Origin of the sequence: Flavobacterium quisquiliarum (assembly GCF_019308285.1) — a bacterium.
In the GTDB taxonomy this organism is placed as follows: domain Bacteria; phylum Bacteroidota; class Bacteroidia; order Flavobacteriales; family Flavobacteriaceae; genus Flavobacterium; species Flavobacterium quisquiliarum.
On record NZ_WWEM01000040.1, the window covers coordinates 115655 to 141218 of the forward strand.

A 25564-nucleotide genomic window follows, 5' to 3' on the forward strand; every position below is an offset into this window, starting at 1 on the left:
TATTACATTTTTCTGCCTTTGGATTTTGCAGGAGTTTCGGGTTTTTCTTGTTGTTCCTGCTGCTTTTCATTTTTCGGTCTTTGTTGCCCGGACTTCAAAGGCTCTTTGATGTTCTTGGTTGCTTCATTGGTCTTACCCTCTGAATTAACGGCAGTCTGTGTTTTATGGGTTTCGGCAGTTTCTACCCGTGCTTTATACTGACCGGGAAATTCAAAGTTGGTCTTTCCGGTATCTTTGTCGAAAGTGATATAACCCTTGTAGGGTTGGTCTTTTTTATCTTTCAATTCCACATATATGGTTTGCCCGGCTTTGAATTTGTTGTACTGCTCATCGTCCAGTTCTTTGCCCCTGAAAGTTTTCGGAGCTTCCTGCGGTTGGCTTTGCTGATTATTCTGCTGATTGCCCTGTTGATTGGTTTGTTGGTTGGTTTGCGCCTGCTGATGGTTATTGCTTCTGTCAAACAGGAACTCTACATATCGTTTGTCCGCATTAAACTGTACCATTGCAGAAAACTCTGTTCCTTTGGTAGAAATCATACCTTGCAGATAAAGCGGTTTGCCTTCCATTAAGGTTTGCTTTTGCTCGTCATTCAGTTTCACACCTTTTAACTCATCAGGTATTTTTATGAAATCAGTTCGCAATGCCACTACATCATTGGTAAGCCTGTCAATGCTGATAATAGACGGCATCAGTTCGCCCGTTTTAGAATTTACCAAATTGACTACACGCCCCATATTGCCCGTTTCAAGCAGGTTTTTCTTGTCTTCGTCCGTAAACTTGTGACCGAAAAACTCAAAATGGAGGTTAGGCTCTTTTTTGATACCGTGTATTGCCACGATAACATTACCGTCTTCCGCTTGCTGTAAAGACAAGCGGGCATCCGTGCGCAGAATAGAACCGCCGAGGTTAATGCCTATCGGTAAGAGTTCATTGGTTTTGTAACCTCTTAATAGAGGGTCAAGCAGGTTTCTTTTTTCAAGATACTCTTTGCTTAATCCGAGGTTTTTCATTGTGTCCCAATCAATCTGCTCCGGCTTGTAGCGATATTCACTCGTTTCCGTTGTTGTTTGTGCTGTTGCCATATTATTTTGATTTTCTTGTTTTTTGTCCTGTTGCGGTTCTGCCTTTACTTCGAGTTCTTTCAGCACTTTCTCGCCATCGGGAGTGGGCTTATCTACGTGCTTTTGTAATTCCTGTGCTTTTTCAGCAGCAATAGGGGCGGGTACTTTGAAGAAAGTAAAGTTTGTAGGGTTCTTTAACTGGCTGAAAAAATTGGAAAAGAAGTTGGAAAAGAAATCGCCGCTTTTGTCCACACGCATAAACTGGTTTTGGTTTTTCTTCGTGGGTTCGACGGTTTCCATTTTCCCGTTTTCGTCGATACTCTTCACTGCCTGGATTTTCATTTTTTCTTTATCCAGTACGAGTAATATGTCCGAAAGCTGTTCGGGCATTTCCTGTTTATTAGTTGTTTCTTCACTCATATTCTGAAAATTTTAAAAGTTCGCTGTCGAATGTAAAGGAAGCCTGCACCGTATTGCACTATGTGGCACTCAAAGGCAGTGTTTGTCACTTATTGGCATCCAGTTTGGGCAAAGGCGGGTTAAAACTTTCCCTGATGAACTGATGCACATCGGATAGTTTGTAATACAATTTTCCGCTGATGGTATAGTAAGGCAGCTTACCGATGGAGCGATACCGTTGCAGGGAACGGTTGCTGATTTTCAGCATTTGTAATAAATCCTGATTATCCAGTAATTCTTCTCCGTCTATGCTATTGCGCTTCTTTTGTAAATCGTCTATGTGGTTGCCGAGAATGTCAAGCCTATCCATTATGCGTTCCATCCACGCCACAAATTCCATTTTGTCGATATTCATACCCAAAACTTTTACTTATTACCTGATTTTAGCTTTCTGCCTTGTTTAATGTAGCTTTTGCCTTTCGCCATAAGCTGCTCCACATACTCATCGGTAGTTTGTACGGCATTGGCGTTAAGCATTTCCTTGATAGCACCAATCGTATAGTAATACTGCCCGTACATTTTTGAAAAGGCTATCTGCCCGTTGGTGCGCATACGCCACAATGTTTTTTCGCTGATGTGGAGGTACTGGCAGACTTCGTGATTGTTGAGCCACAAACTATCATAGCTTGTATCTTCCAGTTTCAGGATATATTCGCTAATGGCTTTCAACCGTTCGTTAAGGTGCTGCCACACTTCTTCGTCAACTGTTATTATATTCATTGCGCTGTCGTTTAATGTTCACAGGGCAAAATTCAGAATTGTGGCAGTGTTTGTCCGCCAATGCTTGCCAATTGAAAAAGCGGTTTTTTGAAAATTTTACAATTTGCCGGAAAGCCTTATTAAATAAGCGTTTCGGCAGATTTTCCGATTTTGGGATAAGGAAATATGCCCGTTCGCCAATTGCCATATATTGGCGAACGCAGGCACAAAAAAAAGCAATACGGAATGCGTATTGCTTTCAAAGCCTTTATTGATGGAGTGTTTATAAGTCTTTATCCATATATTCTTCCAGTGCTTGTTTCAACTGGTCTAAAAACAAGGTGCGAGAGCCTGCACGGGTTTTCATACGGTGGAATGCGTGATGCACATCGGTCAGTGGTATTCGGAACAACACTTGTGAAATAGCAGTGAGCTTCCGGATGCCTAACTTACCTCCTGAAATAGCACCTGATGCGTAGAGGGCATACGTTAGCTCAATCAGAGCATTCTTGCTGTCCGTCCAGGATAGCTCTTTAATTTCGCTGGCGCTACTGAAAAATGTATCGGAATTTTCTTCGGGGCTGATTTTGGTTAAGAGGTAGGCGTATAAGAGGTCGTTGGCGAGGATGCGGGCTACTTTGTAATCGTAATAGGTAGAGAATTGCGGGTCGATTTCAAATACGTAACTATTAAGCCCATCGAGGTAGTTTATCTGCCCACGCTTAAAATATTCGTGGTCTTTATCCACCCTGCCCGAACGGTAGTAGCGATAAAAATGGGAGTTGCAGATGTGTTCCCTAAACTCAATCTTTAGCTCCGTTAAATGGTTCGAGAAATAGTTATGATATATTTTCCCGTTATTGACCGGGCACGAGGTTTCTATCCGGTAGAGCTTGTTATAATAGATGAGTTTGCCCAGGATTTGGGGCTTAATCATTTTAAAGAACTCAATCTCTTTTGCATCGTTCTCAAATTCCGAACTTAGCACACATTCTTTTGCCGAAACCAATAGCTCCTGAAGAAAGACCGTCATTTGAAAAGCCTCTTCAATTAGCCCCGAGCACGTAATTGACAGTTTCCGTTCCTGCTCCTGAATTTCGGTAACAATAGTTCCTAATAACTTTCTCATAGTAGGGAGGATTACGTTATCAATATCAGAGTACCTTAGCAAATGTTATTAATAAACAGCACTTTAACCGCCAATATTCCCCTACAATGGGGAATATTTTAGCTATTTTCCCCTATGAAAACCGTCGTTTGCATCACTTAGTCACTCATAATCAATAAATACTTAATTTTTAATCTTAAATTTGTGGTTGCGTATTGATGCAACAAAATGAATTGTGATTTAGCGAAATATGAGTACATTATTTATCAAAAATATGGTCTGCAACCGTTGTATTCTCGTAGTTCAGAACGAACTCGACAAACTCGGCATAGAGGCTACCAATATAAAACTGGGCGAAATAATCCTTAAAAAAGATTTAACCACAGCAGAGCGTGAGGCATTGGAAAACGTTTTAGACCCTTTGGGTTTTCAGGTCATCGACGACAAGAAGAGCCGGATGATTGAGAAAATAAAGAACGTTATCATTGACCTGGTGCACCATCAGGACAACGATGCGAAAACCAATCTTTCGGATGTGTTGAGCGATGCGCTGCACCACGATTACAACTACCTTAGCAACCTGTTTTCCGATATTGAGGGTACGACCATTGAGAAGTACTTTATCGCACAGAAAGTAGAAAAGATAAAAGAACTGTTGGTGTACGATGAGCTGTCGTTAAGCGAGATTGCCGACCGTATGAATTATTCGAGCGTGGCATATTTGAGCAACCAGTTCAAGAAAGTAACAGGGCTTACACCGAGCCATTTCAAGCAGATAAGGGAAGACAAGCGCAAGCCACTGGATAAGGTTTAAGTAAATCTTACAAATCAAACCCAGAATTTCACAATAGAACTCCTCTTTATTGTTGCCACCTTTGCATTATGAAAATAAAGCAATCGAGATATGGCAACCAATAAAGAAACAATTTACATTCCTTTAGAGGATGTAGAAAGCGAGCACTGTGCATTAATCGTCGAAAAAGGACTGGCACAGGTAAAAGGCGTAGAAACCCACAAAGTAGAGCTAAATAACCGCAGGGCGGCTATTACCGTTAATGATAACGAGGTAGTAGGCGAAGCTGTAAAAGCAATTAAAGATTTAGGCTACGGCGTTCCCACTGTTAAAAAGACTTATCCCGTTTTAGGTATGACCTGTGCATCTTGTGCAGGCAGTGCCGAGAGTATGGCAAAATATACGCCGGGCGTAGTAAGTGCCGAAGTGAATTACGGTACGGGAAACCTCAACGTTGAATTCCTGCCGAATATAACCAATTCCGAGCAAATCAGGAAAGCGGTACAGGACGGCGGTTATGACCTATTGCTCGAAGACGAGAGCAAGCAACAGGAAACTTTAGAAGCTATCCACGCCGAAAAATTCAGAAAACTTAAAAACAAAACCATTTGGGCAGTAATCCTATCGCTACCGGTGGTCATTATCGGTATGTTCTTTATGGATATGCCTTACGGTAATGAAATAATGTGGGCATTCGCCACTCCGGTAGTTTTATGGTTAGGTAAAGACTTCTTTATCAATGCGTGGAAGCAGGCGAAACACCGTTCTGCCAATATGGACACACTTGTCGCATTGAGTACAGGTATCGCCTATATATTCAGCGTATTCAATATGCTGTTTATGGACTTTTGGCATCAAAGAGGTTTACACGCACACGTGTACTTTGAAGCCGCAGCCGTAATCGTTGCCTTTATTTTATTGGGCAAGCTATTGGAAGAAAAAGCCAAAGGCAATACCTCATCAGCCATTAAAAAGCTGATGGGCTTGCAACCGAAAACGGTTATCGTAATAGAAGCAGACGGCACGGAAAGACAAAAAGCCATCGAAGATGTAAACGCAGGCGATATTATTTTGGTTAAGCCGGGCGAAAAAATTGCGGTGGATGGTACAGTTGTATCGGGCAATTCGTATGTAGATGAAAGTATGCTAAGCGGCGAACCTGTTCCGGTACTGAAAAAGGAAAACGAAAAGGTATTTGCCGGAACCATCAACCAAAAAGGTAGCTTCCAGTTCAAGGCGGTAAAAGTGGGTAAAGAAACAATGCTTGCCCAAATCATCAAAATGGTGCAGGATGCACAGGGAAGTAAAGCACCCGTACAAAAACTGGTGGATAAAATCGCAGGTATTTTCGTTCCGGTAGTAATCGGTATTGCTATCCTGACATTTATTCTTTGGTTCTTCTTAGGAGGCGAGAATGGTGTTGTACAAGGTCTTTTAGCAGCCGTTACTGTATTGGTTATTGCTTGTCCTTGTGCTTTAGGCTTGGCTACTCCTACCGCTATTATGGTGGGCGTTGGTAAGGGTGCAGAAAACGGCATCCTGATTAAAGATGCGGAAAGTTTGGAATTAGCGAAGAAAGTAAACGCTATCGTGCTGGATAAAACAGGTACGATTACCGAGGGAAGACCACAGGTTACAGGCATCCAATGGCTGAACAATGACGATGCGACGAAAGATGTTTTATTGAGCATTGAAAAGCAATCGGAGCACCCATTAGCGGAAGCCGTTGTGAAAAATTTGGAGGGCGTTTCTACAACTTTATTATCAAACTTCGACAGTATAACAGGTAAAGGCGCAAAAGCCGATTACAACAGCGACACTTACTATGTAGGTAATAAAAAACTGTTAGCCGAAAACAACATTACCATTGCCGACCAACTGCAAAAGCAGGCGGACGAATGGGGCACACAGTCTAAAACCGTTATATGGTTTGCAAACAGTAAACAAGCTCTTTCTGTAATCGCTATTTCCGACAAAATTAAAGAGACATCGGTACAGGCTATCAAAGAAATGCAGGATGCGGATATCGAACTGTATATGTTGACGGGAGATAATGAGGCTACCGCCAAAGCTATCGCCGAGCAAACTGGTATCAAGCATTACAAAGCCGAAGTTTTGCCACAGCACAAAGCTGATTTTGTGAAAGAACTGCAACAGCAAGGCAAAGTAGTAGCAATGGTTGGCGACGGTATCAATGACAGTACAGCACTGGCAACTGCCGATGTAAGTATCGCAATGGGTAAAGGTTCGGATATCGCAATGGACGTGGCGAAGATGACCATTATTTCATCAGACCTTACCAAAATACCTCAAGCCATAAGACTATCAAAACAAACCGTATCAACCATTAAGCAGAACCTGTTTTGGGCATTTATCTATAACCTTATAGGTATTCCGATTGCAGCAGGTATTCTTTACCCAATCAATGGTTTCTTACTAAACCCAATGATTGCCGGAGCCGCAATGGCGTTGAGTAGTGTAAGTGTGGTAAGTAACAGTTTACGTTTGAAATGGAAGAAGTAAACCGATAAATCACACAAAGAATATTAAAATAGATAGAAACGTTTTGCTGCTGATATTTGCAGCAGTGAAACAATAATCACAAGTAAATATGGGACAAGACCACGGACACAGCCACTCGCATACTGCGAATAAAAAGACCCTGACCATTAGCTTGGTAATCATCACTACATATATGGTAGTGGAGGTAGTGGGAGGTTTTCTGACAAACAGCCTTGCCTTATTAGCCGATGCCGGACATATGTTGAGTGATGCAATATCGCTTTTCATTGCGCTGATGGCCTTTAAGTTCAGCAGTAAAATAGCCGATTACAGTAAGACCTACGGCTATAAGCGCTTTGAAATACTTGCAGCAGTTATCAACGGTGCAACACTTATCCTGATTTCAGTTTATATCATTTACGAGGCGATAGAACGCTTTCAGAGCCCACCGGAAATTCAATCAGGAGGTATGCTCATTGTAGCAATTGTAGGCTTATTGGTTAATGTGCTTGTAGCCTGGATAATGATGCGTGGTGCTGACGTAAAGGAAAACCTCAATATGCGTGGAGCCTACCTGCACGTCATCAGTGATATGCTCGGTTCGGTTGGTGCAATTATCGCAGCGTTGCTCATTATGTTTTTCGGTTGGGGGTGGGCAGACCCGTTGGCAAGCGTTATTGTTTCGATACTGGTATTGAGAAGTGGGTATTTAGTTACTAAATCATCGGTACACGTATTGATGGAAGGCACACCCGAAAATGTTGAAGTGGATAAGGTCAATGAAAAAATCCTTAAAACCGATGGTATTAAAAGTATTCACGACCTGCATATTTGGACAATTACAAGTGGATTGAATGCACTTACGTGCCACGCCGTTGTAAATGAAAAAATGACTATCGAAGAAAGTGAAATATTACTTCGTAAAGTAGAACACGAATTAGAGCATATGAATATCCATCACGTTACCATCCAGTTGGAAACACCAGCACATCTACACGATAATTCGGTGCTATGTATTGTAAAGGCTGAACCGTCAGCACACGACCATCATAATCATTAATCTTACTGGAATAAAATCAAGTTTTTAATCTCTAAAAAATAAATAGAAATGAAAGTGAACAAATTATTGATAGGCGTATTTGCCTCCTTAGCGATTTTCTTAGCATCTTGCGGGGGCGATACCAAAACAGCAAAAGACGGACACGCACACACCGAGGGCGACGGGCACGACCACGCTACGGAACAGGTGGTTGAAAAACCCGCCGAAAAAATTACAGCAAAAGACAGGAACGAAAAAGGCGAGCTGATTGATGCCCACGGACATTTGATTACAGGCTGTCCCGGTCATAAAGAAATGATAGGTTCAGAGGGTGATATGTGTCCGAAATGTGAGTATATGACTATGATACCTATCACTTGGGATATTACCGGGGTTGATACCGTAAGGGTAACAACATTGTCTGATTACAATCCTCCTGCCGACAAACTGAAAAAATAATGTAGAACTTAGCTTTATTGCGTTTGCTAAAACGGCGGTTCCTTAATTGGGACTGTCGTTTTTTTTATTCTAATTCTTTACAGAAATAATATTAGGTAGGTTTTATTTATATAGCCTTATATTACGAAATATCAAATCAGTAAATCTTACAATTCAAACAAGGAATTTTACAAAGCATTTCTTTTGCAAGGGACTGATATTTGTTAGAAACAGTATAAAATCTATTTCTTAATTTTTTAAATTTTATATTATGATACAAACAAAATTTCAATCGTGTATCGAGGCTTGCCTGAAGTGCGTAGCTATCTGTAACCAATGTGCCATTGCTTGTTTAAATGAAGATGATGTTGCACACGTAAAGAAATGTATCCAGTTAGACCTGGAATGTGCAGCTATTTGCCAAGCGGCAGCAAACGTATTAAGTCTTGATGGTAAATTTAGCAAAGAGATTTGCAAACTATGTGCTGACATTTGCAACGCTTGTGCTGAAGAGTGTGAGAAACACGCTGCAATGGGTATGGAGCATTGTAAAGAATGTGCAGAAGCGTGCAGAGCTTGTGCAAAGGCTTGTGAGGAAATGGCAGCGTAATACTGGCATTTTTTTTTGTTTAAAATTTAGAGGGTTATTGCAGCCCTCTTTTTTGTGCCCTGTCCAATCAGTAAATATCACAAATCAAACAGGGAAAAGCGTAATGAGGAAGTGACCTTATGTACTGAAATTTGCACTATCAGATAACAAAATAAAATCTCAAATAGAAATGAAAAAGTTAGTGTTAGCATTGTCGGTAATCGCATTTACTGCCTGTAACAACAATCAGCAAAAAGACAAGACCACACAGGAGAGCAATCAGCCTGTAATAGAAGAAACAGTTGCCCCCGCAGAAACAGGGAACGAAAATGTAATTACCATTAGCGGCGGCGATGATATGAAATTCGACAAAACCGAACTGAAAGCCAAAGCAGGCGAAACCGTAAAGCTCATTTTAAAGCACATCGGAAAAGCACCGATTGAGGCAATGGGGCACAATGTTGTTATACTTGCCCAGGGCACAGACTTCAACACTTTTGCCAATGCTGCGATAGATGCTAAGGACAACGGCTACATACCTAAAGGAATGGAAAACGCCGTAATCGCAAAAACGGATATGATTGGCGGTGGGCAAACCACAGAAATTACCTTTACGGCTCCGGCAAAAGGCTCGTATGATTTCCTGTGCTCGTTTCCCGGTCATTACATCTATATGAAAGGTAAATTAATCGTGGAATAACACGGCGATTTCAAAATCAGTAAAAATCACAAATCTTACAGGGAATACCATAATAGTAACACCTCGTTTAATACGGAAATTTGTATCACAATAAAAAATAAGTTCAAATGAAAAATGTAGAATTAAGCATACCAGATATGCAAAGTGCACACTGCCAGTCGAGAGTAAACGGAGCAATCAAAGACATTGACGGCATTAAAGTAGAAAAACTGGAAGCAGGAAAATTATCTGTTTCAGTTGAAAACGACGAAGTGAAAGAAGAGTTGGTTGAGGCGATTGAAAAAGCAGGCTACAAAGTTGGCGGCGACGACAGCGGAAAGGCTTCAAGTTGTTCAACAGGATGCTGCGGATAAGTTTTGGACAGTCCCGGAGCAAGCACACCAGTACTTCTCCGGTATTTTTTACCAAAGCTACCCAGCGTATGAAACAGTTAAATCTCGTTCCATAAATAAAAAGCAATGTTACAGAAACAAAATTCAGGCGACTGTTCGGAGATAATGACGAAAGTTTGCAATGTAGCAGACCGGATTATACAGAACAGGTTGGACACAGGTAAATCTGCACCGTTTGCCGTACAGCTTACAAACGAATTGAAAGCAGATTATCACCAGTTGAACAATCTGTTCCTTGTTAAATATGATATGAGCCTTGAAATTATCTATATCAGGCGCATTATCGAAAAGGTAAAAGAGTTACTGGTGTACACCGAGCAATCGCTGTCACAAATCGCAAAGGCGTTAGGCTATCAAAAGCCGACGGAACTGTCCGAGCAATTAATGACCTATACGGGATTAACGTCTGCCCATTTTAAGCAGATACGAAAAAACAAGCTCGAAATCATCAGAAGACAACAGGAAAAGCAAAACGAACTATAATTATCAGAACAGCAAACTTTTAAATAGAAGTCTTTATGAAACCTCGCTTTGTGTACAGGAGCAGAGGTTTTCTTTTTATCAGCAATGCAAGACATTAAAAACCGAGGGATGAAGAAATACACGTGGCGAACACATAAAATTATAAAGGAAACCGAAGATACCATTACCCTATACTTTGACACGGAGCAGCAGGCGTTTACCTACCTGCCCGGTCAGTACCTCAACATCAGGCTTACCGTAAACGGCGAACTGCTCATACGTTCGTATTCGTTCAGTTCTGTGCCGTCTGACGAATTTCCCGCCATTACTATTAAAAGGGTTACAGGTGGAAAGATGAGCAATTACATCTTAAATAATGCAGACAACATCGAAGCCTGGGAAATAGAAGCCCCATTTGGCAGCTTTGTTTTAGAAAAACCGATAGCCGAGCAATCCCAAATTGTTTTACTGGCAGGCGGTAGCGGTATTTCCCCGTTATACGCAATGCTGAAAAGCGTTGAAAACAGCAATCGGATACCCTTACTGGTGTACAGCAATAAAACACCGGAAGAAACCATATTTTGGAATGAACTGGAAGCGATGCAGGCAGCGCAAGAATTGAATATTTGTTATTCCTTTACTGCACCTGATTTTATTTCCACCAAACTCAACCACGTTGCAGGCAGGTTCAATCTGCTTGTTTTACGTTCGGTCATTAAAAGACTGGTTGGCGATGTTGCTGCAGCCCATTATTACATCTGCGGACCCAACGGGCTGATGGATTTGTACCAGGATGCCTTAACGGGCTTGTACATTCCCGAAGACCATATCCATTTGGAATACTTCGACCCGGTTCCGGGGAATGCGGGCGATTTGGAAACGGACGGTACTGTTAAAGATGTGATTGTAAACTATTACGAGGACTACTACGAGAACGAGGAAAAGCAAACGTATGAATGCACATCGCTCATTGAGGTACAGCCGAAGCAGTCGCTTCTGGATGCGATGAAAGAGCACCATATCAAAGTGGCGAGTTCCTGTAAGAATGGAACCTGCGGGGCTTGTTGGGCAGTAAAAACCGATGGCGAAGTTCGGATGCTCCATAACGGGGCACTGACAGAACAGGATATCGCAGAGGGAATAATTTTGCTTTGCCAAAGCTACCCGATGAATGCCGATGTTTGTGTGACGGTGCAGTAAATACCGGGTATAGAAAAAAGGCAAAATATCAGTTTCAGCTATTATTTTGCACTTTGTTTTTTTAGAAATCCATTACCGCATCAAGACCCCTTTTCAACCCTTTGAACGTGCTTACTTTTTCGATGGCAAGGATTGCGCCCTTTACATAAGGTTCGGCACTGTTTCCCGCATCGTGCCTTAAAATCAGCTTTTCGTCCGGCATTCCAAAGATGGCTTCAATACCCAACACGTGACCCGGAAGCCTTACAGCGTGCACCTGTACGCCCTCAATATCTGCACCCCTTGTTTCTTTGCTGCCAATGGTGTCCTTAACGGGAACCGTAATATTCGATTGCTGTATGCCCGACAAACGATGCGCCAGTTCCGCTACCGAGCCGCTCGGCGCATCCACTTTGTTTTGGCTTGCGTAGTCTATGAGTTCATAATTGGGAATATACTGCGCAGCAATAGAAGCGAACTTGAATAGCAGGACGGCTGTAATGGCAAAGTTGCCTGCGGCAAGTACTGAAGTGTTATTATCGTTGGCTGCCTTTTCTATTTCGGTATAATCTTCATTAGTAAGTCCCGAAGTACCCACCACAACTTTTTTTCCTTTATTTAAGGCTGACAGGATATTCTTTTTGGCAATATCTGGTTTGGTAAATTCGACAAGTACATCAAAATCCACTTGCTCCAGTGCCTCTTCTATGGTTCCGAACAATGGGATTTCATCATTTCCGAAATCCAGGATTTCGGCTAAATTCTCTTGTTTATTGAAGCGTGACAAGCCGCCTGCCAGTTGCATTCCTTTTTCGTTATAAACACCTTTTGCGATTGCCGAGCCTGCCCACCCGGTGGCTCCGGCTATAAACACTTTTATCATACTTTAAAATCTTAATCGTTTTTTAGTGCCAGTTTGCGGAGCATTGCCGTACTCATACTATCGGTATAAGCACCATAAGCCGTAACCAAAATTCCTTTTAAACCGTCTTTCGAGGCAATGCCATACACCGTAGCCTCATCGCTTGGGTTGCTTTCGCCCTCATAGCGATAGACCTGCTCAATCTCAAAATCATCAATGGTATATTTGTTATCGCCGCAGATTAAACAGTTCTCTTCGAGATTGAAATCCACGTTATACCCCTCGTTGCGTAGGTTCTGTATTGCTACCAAAACCGTAGCGTATTTGTACGTTACATTTGTCATAGTAATAGTATTTTAAATTGCTGCTTACCGCTCCCGACTGTCCTGTCAGAAATCTTCTTTCAGCAGGTCTTTGAGCTTCCGGTGCTGTATGCACAGTTCGGCATACATTGTTTTCAGCCTGCTGTTTTCTTCGTTTAAATTTACCAATTCTACAAGAATATCCATCCCTAAATCCTTGTATTTGTGTTTCAGTTCAAAAATGTTCGTGCCGTAAACGCCGTATTTCTCGAAAAGTTCCAGTCCGCTTTTACCTGCGTTGTAATCTTTCAGCACCTTTAAAACCTGATGTTCGTTGCTCTTTTTGTTCTTCATTTTTATACGGATGTTGTCTATTACAAAATTCCGTAAGATGGTCGGAAGTAGCTATGTACTTTTCCTTATTTAGTTTATGATATTTAATGTTACTGCACCGATTTTCATAAAATTTCACAAAACAAAGCCGGAATATCATAATAGTTTGTCGGGGGCAAATGCAGAATTTTGACCATTGAATAAAGGAACTTATACATTTTAGAAGATATGACACTATTAATAAAAGGAATGGTGTGCAATAGATGTACCTATGTTCTTGAACAGGAATTGACAGCTTTGGGTTTTGAGGTTTTGGATATAAAACTGGGGCAAGCCATCATAAAGGATACGACAGACTTTTCGCAGAAGTTGGGAGTAATCAAAACGATGCTGAAAGGCATCGGCTTGGAACTGATGTATGACAAAAACCAAAAGACAATAAACAGGATAAAAGAGTTGGTGGAGAAAGGTATCACGTTGCAACTGCAAAGCGGCACACCTACCAAATTCACAACCTTAATCAGTGGCAAGCTGCACAAGAACTACGATACATTGAGTGCCTTATTCTCTTCAGTGGAGGGAATTACACTCGAAAAGTACATCATTCGTCGGAAGATTGAAAAGGTAAAAGACCTTTTGGTACATACCGAAATGTCGCTGACCGAGATTGCCCACGTACTGGGGTACAGCAGTCAGGCATACCTTTCCAACCAGTTGAAAAAACACACGGGCTTTACATCAAGCTATTTCAAGCAGGTAAAGCAGGAACACGGGGAAGCCGTTACTATGCAGATGGACGAAGCGCAACCCCCGCATTAAGGGTTTTCCAATCCATCCCCCAAGCATTTTGCTATTTTTTTAATGCAGGCATCGGAGCTACTGAAACATCAGTAGCTCTGTTTGTTTCAGGCAGATACCACCAAATCAAAAAAGTAAATTTCACAACTTTTACCCGTCATTTCGTATAGCTGCACCTTAGCTGTAACCCGACCTTTGCCCCTGTATTTAAAATTTTCAAAGTTTAACTAAACAAAGAAGCGTAACAAAATAAATGTAAGATGAGAACAAGTAAAATTGGTTTGTTATCCCTCTTCCTTATCGGAGCCGGATTGATACAGAGTTGCAAACAAAAAGAAGAAAAACAGTTAAAAGATGAGCCTCCGGTAGTAACCGTAGCCACTATCAACAGTTCGGAAACCGAGCAATCCGTTTCCTATTCGGGTTCCATTGTTCCCGACAATATGACTACCATAAGTTTTGCCGTTCCCGGCACGATTAACAGTGTGGGTGTAAATGAGGGGCAGCGAGTGAGCAAAGGACAGTTTCTTGCAAGCATTGATGCCACCGAGTACGAAGCGGCATTGCAGATTGCCAATGCCAGTTTAGAGCAGAGCCAGGATGCGTTCAGAAGATTTGATGAACTGTACAAAAAAGGAAGTTTCCCTGAAAAGGATTACATCGACATCAAGACCAAAGTAGCGCAGGCAGAAGCCAACAAAAAAATCAACCGCAAGCGCATTGCCGACAGCCGTTTGCATTCGCCTACCAATGGTATAATTACCGTGAAAACTGCCGAGGTTGGCGGTATGGCAGCACCGGGCGTTCCTGCCTTTACCATTGTAAAAACAGATATGGTATATGCGCAGTTTGCCGTACCCGAAAGCGAAATCGGCAGCTTTAAACAAGGGATGCAGGTAGATGTGAATATTCCTACATTGCAACGCAATTTCACGGGTAAAATCACCATCATTAATCCCGTAGCCGATGAAATTTCAAAAGCATTTACCCTTAAAGTACGCTTGGACAATCCGGGCGGCGTGCTGATGCCGGGAATGATTACCGAAGTGCTTGCAGGCGTCCCGGTAAAGGTTAAGCAGGTACGTGTACCACTTACCGCCATCATCAACAATGTAGATAAAATCCCGCACGTGTACGTGGTAGATAAGAACAACACCGCTAAGCTGACGAGGGTTACAGTGGGCAAAATCGTAGGCGATGCGGTTATTATAACCGATGGTCTTAACGAAAGCCAGACCATTATCCTTGCCGGGCAAAATAACGTGAAAGACGGGCAGAAAGTAAAAGCGCAAACTACATCGGTAACAGCATCAGCCCCAAAATCTGAATAATTTATGAAAAGAAAGATAAACCTCATTGAAGCGGCAATGAAATTTCCGCAAGTACCGATAGCGATTACCGTTATTATGGTGTTTGCCGGGTTAATTTCATTAATGACGATGCCGAGAAGTGAAGACCCCCGTGTAACAGTTAGACAGGGGCTTGTTGTGGCTTTCTACCCCGGAGCCGACGAAGAGCAGATAGAGAAAGAAGTAACCGACAAGCTGGAACAATACCTGTTCGGTTTCGAGGAAATCAAAAAAGAAAAAACCCATTCGGAAAGTAAGCCCGGACAGGTGGTTGTAACGGTAGAATTGCAGGACTATGTAAAGGACACCAAAAAATTCTGGAATACTTTACAGCACGGTTTGGATGCCAATATGCCTTTAGCATTGCCACGGGGCGTACAGGGACCGTATGTGAACAGCGATTTCGGCGATGTGGTTGTTCAGATGATTGCCGTATCAGCCCCCGGTCGTTCTTACGCCCAGTTGGAAAACTATTTGGATGAACTGGAAGACGGCATTAAGACGATACCGTCCGTTTCCAAAATCAAGCGTTACGGCGGACAGAAGCAGCAGGTATTTATTACCCTGCGAGAAGATGTATTGAAGCAATACGGTTTCGGTATCAACGAAATCACAAACACATTAAGCCAACAGAATGTAACTATTCCGAGTGGCGATATTGAAATTGACAAAAACCGTTTCCTTATTTTCACGGATGCGCAGTATCAGAATGAAAATGAAATCGGGAACCTGATTGTATATAGTTCCCCGCAGGGCGGCAATATCCGTTTGCGGGATATAGCCAACATCGAGAGAAGATATGAAGACCTGAAAAGCAAAATTACCGTTTCAGGAAACGATGTAATGATGCTGACCGTAGAAATGCAGCCCGGACAGAACATTGTCGATTTGGGTAATGCGCTGACACAGAAAGTTGCTGAAGTAAAAGAAATCCTGCCATCAGATGTGCAGGTCAGCACCATTGTTGACCAACCCGAAGTGGTTGATATGAATTTGGGGCATTTCTTTATCGAGTTCGGTATCGCCATTGCAGCCGTTATCTTGGTCGTAATGCTCCTGCTGCCGTTCAGGGTTGCCACCATTTCAGCCATTGCAGCACCCGTTACCATTGCCGTAACATTTGCTATCCTCAATTTGTTGGGTATCGAAATGCACCAGGTTAGTTTGGCGGCAATGATTATCGTACTGGGGATGGTGGTCGATGATGCCATTATCGTAGTGGATAATTACATCGAGAAAGTGGACGAAAAAATACCGTCGTGGACTGCCGCCTGGCAGAGTGCCACGCAGTTGATGGTTCCCATTTTCACGGCTACGCTTACCATTGTCCTATCGTTTCTGCCGTTGGCATTTACGCTTACCGGGCTTACGAGAGAGTTTGTGCAATGGATACCGATTACCGTAAGCATAGCTTTGGCGGTTTCGTTCCTTGTAGCCTTGTTCCTTACGCCGTATATGTGTTACCACTTCCTGAAAAAAGGATTGAAAAAGCACGATGATAAACCCAAAAAACGCAATTTCTTAGACCGGATGCAGGACGGTTTCGACCGGGCAATCGAGTTCTGTATGAAATGGCAGAAAACTACGTTGGTAGCAGGTTTGGTTATCTTCTTACTGTCTTTCGTGGTAGGTAGTCAGGTTAAAACCGAATTTTTCCCTATCGTGGAAAGAAACCAGTTCAACCTTGAATTGTGGATGGATAACGGTACGAATATCCACGAAACCGAAGCAGCCGTTAAGAAGATAGAAAAGGAAATTGCAGGCGATAAGCGCATTGTAAACACAGCAAGTTTTATCGGTACAAGCTCGCCACGTTTCTACTCTACCTATGCACCGGAGCACCCACGGGAAAACTTTGCGCAGGTATTCATCAATACCACAAGCAAAGATGCAACGGCAGAAATGATAGACGAGTATGTACAGAAATTCAACAACTACCTGCCGAACGGTTATGTGCGGGTTAGGCAGCTAAGCAAGAAGCAGCAGCACGCACCGATTGAAATCCGTGTGATTGGCAAGGATATGACCGAGCAGAAAAAAGTAGCCAAGCAGGTTGCAGCATTACTGGAAAACACTAAAGGTTCTAACTGGGTGCGCACCGATTATCAGAATGATTATGTAGGGCTGAAAGCCGTGGTTAAAGAAGATGTAGCCTTGCGTTTGGGCGTTACCAAAGCGCAGATAGCACAGGCATTGGGTGCAAAGATAAAAGGATACCCGGTATCGCAGATGTGGGAGGGCAATAAAGCCATCGACATTGTATTGCGTACAGACGAAAGCGACAGGGAAAATCTGGATGCTTTGGGCAATATGTACATCAATTCAACATTCGGTGCTAAGGTTCCTCTAAAGCAGGTGGTAGATTTACAACCGTCGTGGCATACTGGGGCTATTGTACACCGTAACGGGTTAAGAACCTTAACCGTTTCTTCCGAAGCGCAGTTGGGCAGAAAACCCGCAGAAGTATTTGCAGAAGTACAGCCTAAAATTGACAGCCTGAAACTGCCTAAAGGCATTAAGATTGCCTACGGCGGCGAGTATGAGGATGGACTGGAAAGCGGTCCCAAAATGGGAAAGGCTTTTATGATAAGTTTCGTTCTCATCTTCCTTGTGCTGTTATTCCAGTTCAAGCGTGTGGGTAAAGTATTCATTGTACTGGCTTCGTTCCCGTTGAGTTTACTGGGCGCAATGTTGGGCTTGTTCCTTACAGGGTACGAGTTCGGGTTTATGGCAATCATCGGTATTACCGCCTTACTGGGTATCGTAGTCCGTAACGGGATTATCCTCGTGGACTATGCAGATGAACTGGTAAGGGAGCACGGTCATACGATTAGAGAAGCAGCCCTGTTTGCAGCTAAACGAAGAATGCGACCAATCTTCCTTACCTCAATGGCGGCAGCAATCGGTTTGATACCGTTAATGGCGAGTGGCTCGCCGGAATGGGGACCGATTTCAAGTACCATTTCAATCGGTATTCTGGTATCAATGATTACCACATTATTTATCGTTCCGGTACTGTATTACAGGTTCGTAAAACCACCTAAAAACAAACAATCGGATGAACAGCACGAGCGCAATACCGATACCGATGTTCACCACCAAAAATATTTATCATAAAAAGGGATTATGTTACAGAAAAGATATAAAACAGTCATAAAGGTTTTTATATGCGGTTTCGTTCTTTTGCAGGGAACAAACAACCTCTTTGCACAACAGCAGCTAACCCTTGCGGAAAGCAAAGAACTGGCATTAAAAAACAATAACAGAATAGGCAAAGCTAAAGAAGACGTAATTGCCACCCAATCCGACAAGCTGATTGCGGATGTGGCAGGCAGACCAAAACTGGATGCTTCGGCAACCGCCTTTTACTTTGGCGAGCCATTGAACACAATGCTGCCCGAATACGGGTTTGCACCGATGGTCAGCGTTACACAGCCGATTTACACAGGCGGTAAGATTAAGTACGGCAAGCAGATGGCAGAAACCAATATACAGATGAGCAATGCGCAACAACGATTGGTGGAAGACGAAGTATTACTGGCTACCGAAACCGCTTACTGGCTTTTAGTGCAGGCTAAGGAAGAAATCAAACTGGAACAGCAGGTTAAAAAGCAACTGGCTTCGCATTATACATTCCTGAACAACCAGTTTGGGGCAGGATTGATTTACAAAAACGATGTATTGCGGGCAAAGGTGCTCCAGAATGAAAACGAAGCCCGTTTGCAGGCTGCGGAGAATAAGCTCATCCTGGCAAAAAGAAGATTGAGCCAGTTAATCGGGATGGAAGCCCCAACAGGTATAGACGTAGCCGATACATTGAGTACGGGCGACTTTTCTAAGCAGGGTGTTTTGGATGCTGTCGATGCGAACCGACCGGAAATTGAGTTGGCAACCAATGGCATTAAAATGAGCCAGCTTACCAAAAGTATGCTCAAAGCCGACCTGAAACCATCGGTAGGCTTATCGCTCAATGGAATGGCTGCCTTTGGAAAAGAGGGTATTAACTTTGGCGACCCGACCAAAAACCATATGCTAACCTACTTTGGTATGCTAAGCGTGAAAATCCCGGTTTTTGACTGGGGTAGCAGAAAAGAAAAAGTAAAACAGCAGGAAGCTAATATACGTTCGGCTGAATACGGTTTGAAAGAACTGAAAAGCCAAATCACGGTGGAGATTGAGCACGCAATGCTTAATCTGCAATTGCAGGCGAATAACATTGATTTGATGCAGGCGTCATTAATTGAAGCCGACGAAAATTTGAAGTTGAGCAATGACCGCTTTAAAGCCGGAACCATTACCGGAGAAGATGTGCTGATAGCTGAAACGCTTTGGCAAAGAGCATACAGCAATATGTTGGATGCAAAAATACGGTACAAAATAGCCGAAGCTGTGTACCACAAAGCTACTGGGCAGATAAAATAGTTTTTGTTGGAGTGAGATACACTCAATTTGCGGGGGACGGTAACAAGCCCCTGCATTTTTAATGGTTAATACGATGATATAAATGCAACACGATACTGCCAATAAAAACGGTATGATAATGATACCCGACATTTCAGGCTTTACGGATTTCGTTATCAAATCAAATATGTTTGTTGGAAAATACATAACAGAAAGCCTGCTCAAATCAGTAATGGATAGCAATATCCTTTGCCTTGAAATTTCCGAGGTTGAGGGCGATGCGATACTTTTTTACAAGTACCACAACCTGCCCACCTTTGAAGAAACATTGATGCAGATAGAACAGATGTACAACGATTTTCAAAAGGAATGCAAACGCCTCGCATTACAACTGGCAATAGAAATTCCTTTATCATTAAAGATAATTGTACACTACGGGGAATTTACCAAATACAAAATCGGGAAATTCGAGAAGCTCTACGGAGCACCAGTGGTAGAAGCCCACAAGATGCTGAAAAATCACATTGCGGAATACCCGCCATATGCGTTATTTTCTAATGCGTTTTTGGAAATCAATTTTGACCAACCCGAAAAAGCAACCGTTGCGTATGACAACTGCGAAGACTGTAAATACCTGCCCGAAATAGGTTATATCCATTACCTATAAAACCTAACAGTAAAAATCACAAATTTATCAAAGGAAATTATAATACTTGTGCATAGCAGCTTCTATAATTTTACATTAGATTTTAAATACGGTTCTAAAACCGACAATGACAAAATGAAAGATTTAGAAGAAAAACTATTGCGCAGGAACATAAAACCAACTTCGGTTAGGCTGTTAATCTTTAGAAGAATGTCTGACTTTAAAAAGGCTTTCAGCCTGACTGATTTGGAAACCGAACTGGAAACGGTCAATAAATCGACCATATTCAGGACGTTGACCCTCTTTCACGATAACCTACTCATTCATACTATTGATGATGGCTCCGGCGCAATGAAGTATTCTATTTGCAGCGATAACTGTATGTGCACCGTTGGCGACTTGCACGTGCACTTTAACTGTAACCGATGCAAGAATACCTTCTGCCTCGAAAGTATTGCCATTCCGCCTATCCAGTTGCCCGACAAATTTTTGTTGGAGAGTATCAATTTTGTAATGAAAGGAATGTGCAACGAATGTTCGAGGTTCGTTAAAACAAAATAATATTTTATGATACTCATCTTTAAATTTACAAACAGCCATATTTCCCGATATGGCTGTTTGTATTTGCAACCAGGTTCCCAAAACCGACTGATAATTTTGCCTTGTAAATTAAAATAATATGACAATGGCAATAAAAAATCATTATTCAGCAGATATAGATACAGCCTACAAAAGCAACCGCCTGTTTGATGTAATTTCCTTTGAATGTGCAGTACCCGAAAAAGAAATCGTGATTGCTTATACGGCAGCAATGCAATCCCATTCCACGCACCGTATAGCAAGCAGTTTGCTCAAATTTCTTCCGGGTATCACGCTATCCGATTACAAGGTCGAAAAATTTGAAGAGATACCTGGTTATGGTATCAAAGGATTTGTAAACGGGCACGAAGTCATCATTGGCAATTTAGCCCTGATGAAATCTTATGACTTCTTCTACGATGAAAGCCTCGACGAACTGCGGGAGCCTGTAATTCTCATTATGATTGACGACCGATATTCCGGCTGCTTTTTAATGATGGAATATCCGCAGTAGACACCAAATACAAAACATTTCAGGCTTAATACAAATTCAAATGTTAGATAGTATAATTAAATTCAGCATCAAGAACAAAATCGTCATTGCTATAATGACATTGGTTCTTATCATTTGGGGCGTATGGAGTGCAACCAAATTGTCAATAGATGCCGTACCGGATATTACCAATAATCAGGTACAGATTATTACTGCCTGTCCTACACTGGCGGGGCAGGAAGTGGAACAGTTGGTTACGTTCCCCATTGAGCAGAGCATCGCCAACATTCCCGATTTAGTAGAAACAAGAAGTATATCCCGGTTCGGGCTTTCCGTCGTTACGGTAGTGTTCAAAGAAAATGTAGACATCTACTTTGCAAGGCAGTTGGTCAATGAAAAACTGAAAGAAGCCGAAGAAAAAATTCCGAAAGGTATCGGCACGCCTGAACTGGCTCCGGTAAGTACAGGGCTTGGAGAAGTCTATCAATACATCATCCACCCCAAAAAAGGCAGCGAGCATAAGTACAACGCCAAAGACCTGCGTACAATGCAAGATTGGATTGTTGCCCGCCAGTTGTACGGCACGCCAGGCATTGCCGAAGTAAACAGCTTTGGCGGAGAATTGAAACAATACGAGGTTGCGGTAAACCCCGACCGATTGAGAGCGATGACCGTAAGTATTCCCGACATATTCAACGCACTGGAACAAAACAATCAGAATACGGGCGGTGCATATATCGACAAGAAGCCTAACGCTTATTTTATCCGTGGTGTGGGCTTGGCTACTTCGTTGGAAAGATATTAGAAATATACCCGTAAAAATCACGGGGCATACACCCATTTTTATTAAAGACGTAGCCGATGTGCGTTACGGTAGTGCCGTGCGTTACGGCGCACTAACCTATAACGGAGAAGTAGATGCCGTGGGCGGTGTGGTAATGATGCTCAAAGGCGAGAACAGTAACGAGGTGGTAAAACGGATAAAAGAGAAATTACCCACCATTCAGAAATCATTACCGGAAGATGTAACCATCGAGCCGTATTTAGACCGTACCGAATTAGTAGGCAGGGCAATGGACACAGTGGAAAAGAACTTGATTGAGGGAGCTTTGATTGTGATTTTTGTGCTTGTGCTGTTTCTGGGCAACCTAAGAGCCGGGCTAATCGTAGCATCAGCCATTCCGTTAGCGATGCTGTTTGCATTGGGGATGATGAACGTGTTTGGCGTTAGTGCCAACCTTATGAGCCTGGGAGCGATTGACTTCGGTTTGATTGTGGACGGTGCCGTTATTGTCGTGGAAGCAACCCTACACCATTTGGGCTTGCGGAAATCCACCAATAAACTGACCCAAAGCGAAATGGACGAGGAAGTATTTTTGTCCGCTTCCAAAATCAGGACAAGTGCCGCATTTGGCGAAATCATTATCCTTATCGTATATATCCCAATCCTGACGTTGGTAGGCGTTGAGGGTAAAATGTTCACACCGATGGCGCAAACCGTAGGCTTTGCCATTTTCGGCGCATTGATATTGTCCTTGACCTATATCCCAATGATGTGTGCGTTGTTCCTGCCGAAAAAAGGGCACGACAAGCCGAATTTCAGCGACAAGTTTATGGATAAGCTGCAAGGCTTCTACCAACCTTTGTTGCAGAAAGCTATCAGGGTTAAATATTGGTTAGTGGGCGTTACCACTGCGGTATTTGTAGTTGCCGTTATTCTGTTCAGCAGAATGGGCGGCGAGTTCATCCCGCAGTTGCAGGAGGGAGATTTTGCCTTTCACTGTATTTTACCTCAGGGAAGTTCGCTCAATCAGAGTATAGAAACGTCGATGCAGGCATCCCGCATTCTTAAAGAATTTGACGAGGTTAAAATGGTAGTCGGCAAGACCGGAGCTGCCGAAGTGCCTACCGACCCGATGCCGCCTGAAGCTACGGATATGATGATTATCCTCAAACCGCAGGACGAATGGAAAAGCAAGAAAAGCTACAACGAGTTAGGGGATGAAATGATGGAAAGGCTGTCCGTTATTCCGGGCGTTTTCTTTGAGAAGAACCAACCGATACAGATGCGTTTCAACGAATTGATGACAGGTATTCGTCAGGACGTTGCCGTTAAGATATTCGGGGAGAATATGGACACGTTAAGCGTGTATGCCAATAAGGTTAGCGAAGTAGTACAGCAGGTAAAAGGAGCCACACCGCCACAGGTGGAAAAGGTAAACGGCTTGCCGCAGATTAACATCGACTACGACCGTACCCGGATGGCAAATTACGGGCTGACGATACAACAGGTAAACGATATTGTGAGTACCGCATTTGCAGGTAAAGCAGCCGGGGTTATTTATGAGAACGAAAGGCAGTTTGAGCTTGTGGTAAGGTTGGATAGCGTACACCGCAGCAGCATCGAAGATGTAAGGAACCTGATGATACCAACTAATACAGGCTTTCAGATACCCATATCGCAGGTTGCTGATGTCAATTACAAATTGGATGCCGCACAAATCAGCCGTGAAGCGGGAAAACGCCGCATTGTGATTGGCTTTAACGTAGCCGGACGTGATGTGCAAAGCGTTGTTACCGATATTCAGCAGCAGCTTTCCGAAAAAGTAAAATTGCCCACAGGGTATTACTTTACTTACGGCGGTCAGTTTGAGAACCTGAAAGAAGCCAGTAACCGCCTGATGATTGCCGTACCAGTATCGCTGTTATTGATATTCGCATTGCTTTATTTCACATTCCGTTCATTCAAGCAGGCAGGTTTGATATTTACTGCCATCCCGATGAGTGCCATCGGCGGTGTGTTTGCTTTGATGCTGCGGGGAATGCCTTTCAGTATTAGCGCAGGTATCGGCTTTATTGCCCTGTTCGGTGTTGCCGTATTGAACGGTATTGTATTGATAGGCACATTCAACCAACTGAAAAAAGACGGTTTGGATGATGTGATAAAACGGACAATCGAGGGAACAAAAATCCGGTTACGTCCGGTATTGATGACGGCAACGGTAGCATCACTGGGCTTCCTGCCGATGGCAATCAGCACCAGTGCCGGGGCAGAAGTACAAAAGCCATTGGCTACAGTAGTGATTGGCGGATTAATAACGGCTACATTTCTTACCCTGTTTGTATTGCCATTGCTCTACATCATATTCAATTCAAAATTTAATTTCAAAAACAGTAAAGGTGTGAAAACAACCGTAATCGCTCTTTTACTGGGTATCGGAGGTATGACCACTGCCAATGCCCAGGAAAGGGTAAGCATAGATACTGCTATTAATACCGCATTGCAAAGCAATGGGCAGGTCAACGTCAATAAGTCGGAGATTGATGCGGCTAAATACAATGTAAAGACCGCTAACGATATACCAATGACACAGGTATTTGTAGAAAATGAAGATTTAAGACCATCGGACAAAACGGGTATATGGAAAATCGGGCTTACGCAAAGTATTGCGTGGCCCGGCTTATATGCTGCCCGCAAGGACTATTTAAAAGCACAGCTAAAATATTCCGAATTGAATACAGAGGTTATGAATGCCAATATCCGAAAAGACGTTAGAACCGCTTATTACCAGTTGTGGTTTTTGCAGGATAAAAATCTGTTACTGAAAAGCCTTGACAGCATTTACACCAACCTCTTCAATACAACACAGGTTCGGGTTAGAACGGGCGACGTCGCAAAGCTCGACCAGATTGCGGCAGATGCCCAACTCAAACAGTTAAAAGCCTACGTGGAGCAGAACAATAAGGAAATTGTAATACAGCAACAGCAATTAATGGTATTGCTCAATCGTAACGAATGGATACTCCCAATAGATGAGCCGTTACAGAAATTGGAAACGAACTTGTATGATGAAAACAATGTACACCCGGTATTGCAGTTGCAGCAGCAAAATGTAAGCGTTGCGGCGGCAAATATCAAGATACAAAAGAAAAGCAATTTGCCCGAATTTTCAGCAAGGGTATTCAGCCAGAGATTGTACGGCGTTTCAGACCCGTTTACGGGCTTTTCGGTTTCGGTAGGCTTCCCGTTGTTTGGTGCAGGTGCGTATAAAAACAAAGTGAATGTAGCCAACAAGGAAAAGGAAGTACAGGAAAACCTATTGTCTTACCAAACGCAGGTAATGGCAACGGACAAGAAATCTGCCATCGCAGAAATGGAAAAGAATATGGCTTTGTTGAGCTTCTTTGAAACATCGGGACTGCAACAGGCAAAGGATATTACCGAAGCGGCGTCACAAAGCTACCGCTCGGGAGATATCAGCTTTGCAGAACTAAGCCAGTTCTTAACGCAGGCAATCAATATCCGCCAAAATTATCTGGACGTTCTGAACAGTTACAATCACTCAGCAATTCAATACAATTACCTTAATAACAAATAAG

Annotated in this window: 23 protein-coding genes and 1 pseudogene; 17 read left to right on the forward strand and 7 right to left on the reverse strand. The window is 42.8% G+C overall.

All coding sequences use genetic code 11. From position 1 onward, the window contains the following. Positions 1–2 precede the first annotated feature (2 nt). The 4 genes from GSY47_RS24030 to GSY47_RS24045 form a co-directional block, all read right to left on the reverse strand. Complete coding sequence (locus GSY47_RS24030) at positions 3–1481, reverse strand: DUF3945 domain-containing protein (RefSeq protein ID WP_213189188.1); 1479 nt, start codon at positions 1479–1481, stop codon at positions 3–5. A gap of 85 nt (positions 1482–1566) precedes the next feature. Next, entirely contained in the window at positions 1567–1875 is a 309-nt protein-coding gene (locus tag GSY47_RS24035; protein WP_002978404.1) for a helix-turn-helix domain-containing protein, read from the reverse strand. Positions 1876–1886: 11 nt separating this feature from the next. Continuing rightward, positions 1887–2240, reverse strand: coding sequence for a helix-turn-helix domain-containing protein (locus GSY47_RS24040; protein WP_109568748.1), 354 nt, complete (start codon positions 2238–2240; stop codon positions 1887–1889). Positions 2241–2502: 262 nt separating this feature from the next. Further along, the gene (locus tag GSY47_RS24045; RefSeq protein ID WP_066436109.1) at positions 2503–3348 is read right to left on the reverse strand and encodes an RteC domain-containing protein; all 846 of its coding nucleotides are present in this window, start codon (positions 3346–3348) and stop codon (positions 2503–2505) included. 229 nt (positions 3349–3577) lie between these two features. On the opposite strand from GSY47_RS24045, the gene GSY47_RS24050 reads away from it, so the two are divergent. The 9 genes from GSY47_RS24050 to GSY47_RS24090 all read left to right on the forward strand — a co-directional run bounded on the left by GSY47_RS24050 (position 3578) and on the right by GSY47_RS24090 (position 11442). Next, positions 3578–4141, forward strand: coding sequence for a helix-turn-helix domain-containing protein (locus tag GSY47_RS24050; RefSeq protein WP_066436106.1), 564 nt, complete (start codon positions 3578–3580; stop codon positions 4139–4141). Positions 4142–4231: 90 nt separating this feature from the next. Continuing rightward, positions 4232–6643, forward strand: a complete 2412-nt coding sequence (locus GSY47_RS24055; RefSeq protein ID WP_066436105.1) for a heavy metal translocating P-type ATPase — start codon at positions 4232–4234, stop codon at positions 6641–6643. Positions 6644–6731: 88 nt separating this feature from the next. Continuing rightward, positions 6732–7682: a cation diffusion facilitator family transporter gene (locus GSY47_RS24060; RefSeq protein ID WP_066436104.1), complete on the forward strand. Its 951-nt coding sequence runs from the start codon at positions 6732–6734 to the stop codon at positions 7680–7682. Positions 7683–7730: 48 nt separating this feature from the next. Next, complete coding sequence (locus GSY47_RS24065) at positions 7731–8120, forward strand: hypothetical protein (protein ID WP_066436101.1); 390 nt, start codon at positions 7731–7733, stop codon at positions 8118–8120. A 250-nt stretch (positions 8121–8370) separates the two neighbouring features. Then, complete coding sequence (locus tag GSY47_RS24070; RefSeq protein ID WP_066436100.1) at positions 8371–8709, forward strand: four-helix bundle copper-binding protein; 339 nt, start codon at positions 8371–8373, stop codon at positions 8707–8709. Positions 8710–8878: 169 nt separating this feature from the next. Continuing rightward, a complete protein-coding gene (locus tag GSY47_RS24075; RefSeq protein WP_066439840.1) occupies positions 8879–9388 on the forward strand; it encodes a plastocyanin/azurin family copper-binding protein in 510 nt (169 codons plus the stop codon). 107 nt (positions 9389–9495) lie between these two features. Then, positions 9496–9741: a heavy-metal-associated domain-containing protein gene (locus tag GSY47_RS24080; protein ID WP_066439837.1), complete on the forward strand. Its 246-nt coding sequence runs from the start codon at positions 9496–9498 to the stop codon at positions 9739–9741. Between the two features lie 105 nt (positions 9742–9846). Next, positions 9847–10263, forward strand: a complete 417-nt coding sequence (locus GSY47_RS24085; protein ID WP_109568750.1) for a helix-turn-helix domain-containing protein — start codon at positions 9847–9849, stop codon at positions 10261–10263. 108 nt (positions 10264–10371) lie between these two features. Then, positions 10372–11442, forward strand: a complete 1071-nt coding sequence (locus tag GSY47_RS24090) for a flavin reductase family protein (RefSeq protein WP_164467814.1) — start codon at positions 10372–10374, stop codon at positions 11440–11442. A 61-nt stretch (positions 11443–11503) separates the two neighbouring features. Here the strand turns inward: GSY47_RS24090 and dapB are convergent, their stop codons facing one another. The 3 genes from dapB to GSY47_RS24105 form a co-directional block, all read right to left on the reverse strand. Next, on the reverse strand, positions 11504–12304 hold the full coding sequence (dapB, locus tag GSY47_RS24095; RefSeq protein WP_066439833.1) for a 4-hydroxy-tetrahydrodipicolinate reductase: 801 nt from the start codon (positions 12302–12304) through the stop codon (positions 11504–11506). Positions 12305–12315: 11 nt separating this feature from the next. After that, the gene (locus GSY47_RS24100) at positions 12316–12555 is read right to left on the reverse strand and encodes a phosphoribosylpyrophosphate synthetase (protein ID WP_219071565.1); all 240 of its coding nucleotides are present in this window, start codon (positions 12553–12555) and stop codon (positions 12316–12318) included. Positions 12556–12672: 117 nt separating this feature from the next. Continuing rightward, complete coding sequence (locus tag GSY47_RS24105; protein WP_050377136.1) at positions 12673–12939, reverse strand: hypothetical protein; 267 nt, start codon at positions 12937–12939, stop codon at positions 12673–12675. 207 nt (positions 12940–13146) lie between these two features. Here GSY47_RS24105 and GSY47_RS24110 point away from each other — a divergent pair, with 207 nt between their 5' ends. The 8 genes and pseudogenes from GSY47_RS24110 (at position 13147) to GSY47_RS24145 (ending at position 25563) form a co-directional block, all read left to right on the forward strand. Continuing rightward, positions 13147–13737 (forward strand): helix-turn-helix domain-containing protein, encoded by a 591-nt coding sequence (locus tag GSY47_RS24110; RefSeq protein WP_066439830.1) that lies wholly within the window; start codon positions 13147–13149, stop codon positions 13735–13737. A gap of 239 nt (positions 13738–13976) precedes the next feature. After that, a complete protein-coding gene (locus GSY47_RS24115; RefSeq protein ID WP_050377138.1) occupies positions 13977–15047 on the forward strand; it encodes an efflux RND transporter periplasmic adaptor subunit in 1071 nt (356 codons plus the stop codon). Positions 15048–15050: 3 nt separating this feature from the next. Beyond that, a complete protein-coding gene (locus tag GSY47_RS24120) occupies positions 15051–18182 on the forward strand; it encodes an efflux RND transporter permease subunit (protein WP_066439828.1) in 3132 nt (1043 codons plus the stop codon). Positions 18183–18191: 9 nt separating this feature from the next. After that, positions 18192–19487 carry a TolC family protein gene (locus GSY47_RS24125; protein WP_066439822.1) on the forward strand — a complete coding sequence of 432 codons (1296 nt, stop codon included), beginning with the start codon at positions 18192–18194 and terminating at the stop codon, positions 19485–19487. An 82-nt stretch (positions 19488–19569) separates the two neighbouring features. After that, positions 19570–20133, forward strand: coding sequence for a DUF2652 domain-containing protein (locus GSY47_RS24130; protein ID WP_066439821.1), 564 nt, complete (start codon positions 19570–19572; stop codon positions 20131–20133). A 48-nt stretch (positions 20134–20181) separates the two neighbouring features. After that, entirely contained in the window at positions 20182–20673 is a 492-nt protein-coding gene (locus GSY47_RS24135) for a Fur family transcriptional regulator (RefSeq protein ID WP_219071566.1), read from the forward strand. Between the two features lie 124 nt (positions 20674–20797). Beyond that, positions 20798–21205: a hypothetical protein gene (locus GSY47_RS24140; protein WP_146193372.1), complete on the forward strand. Its 408-nt coding sequence runs from the start codon at positions 20798–20800 to the stop codon at positions 21203–21205. 40 nt (positions 21206–21245) lie between these two features. Further along, positions 21246–25563, forward strand: a pseudogene (locus tag GSY47_RS24145) (CusA/CzcA family heavy metal efflux RND transporter). Position 25564 lies beyond the last annotated feature (1 nt).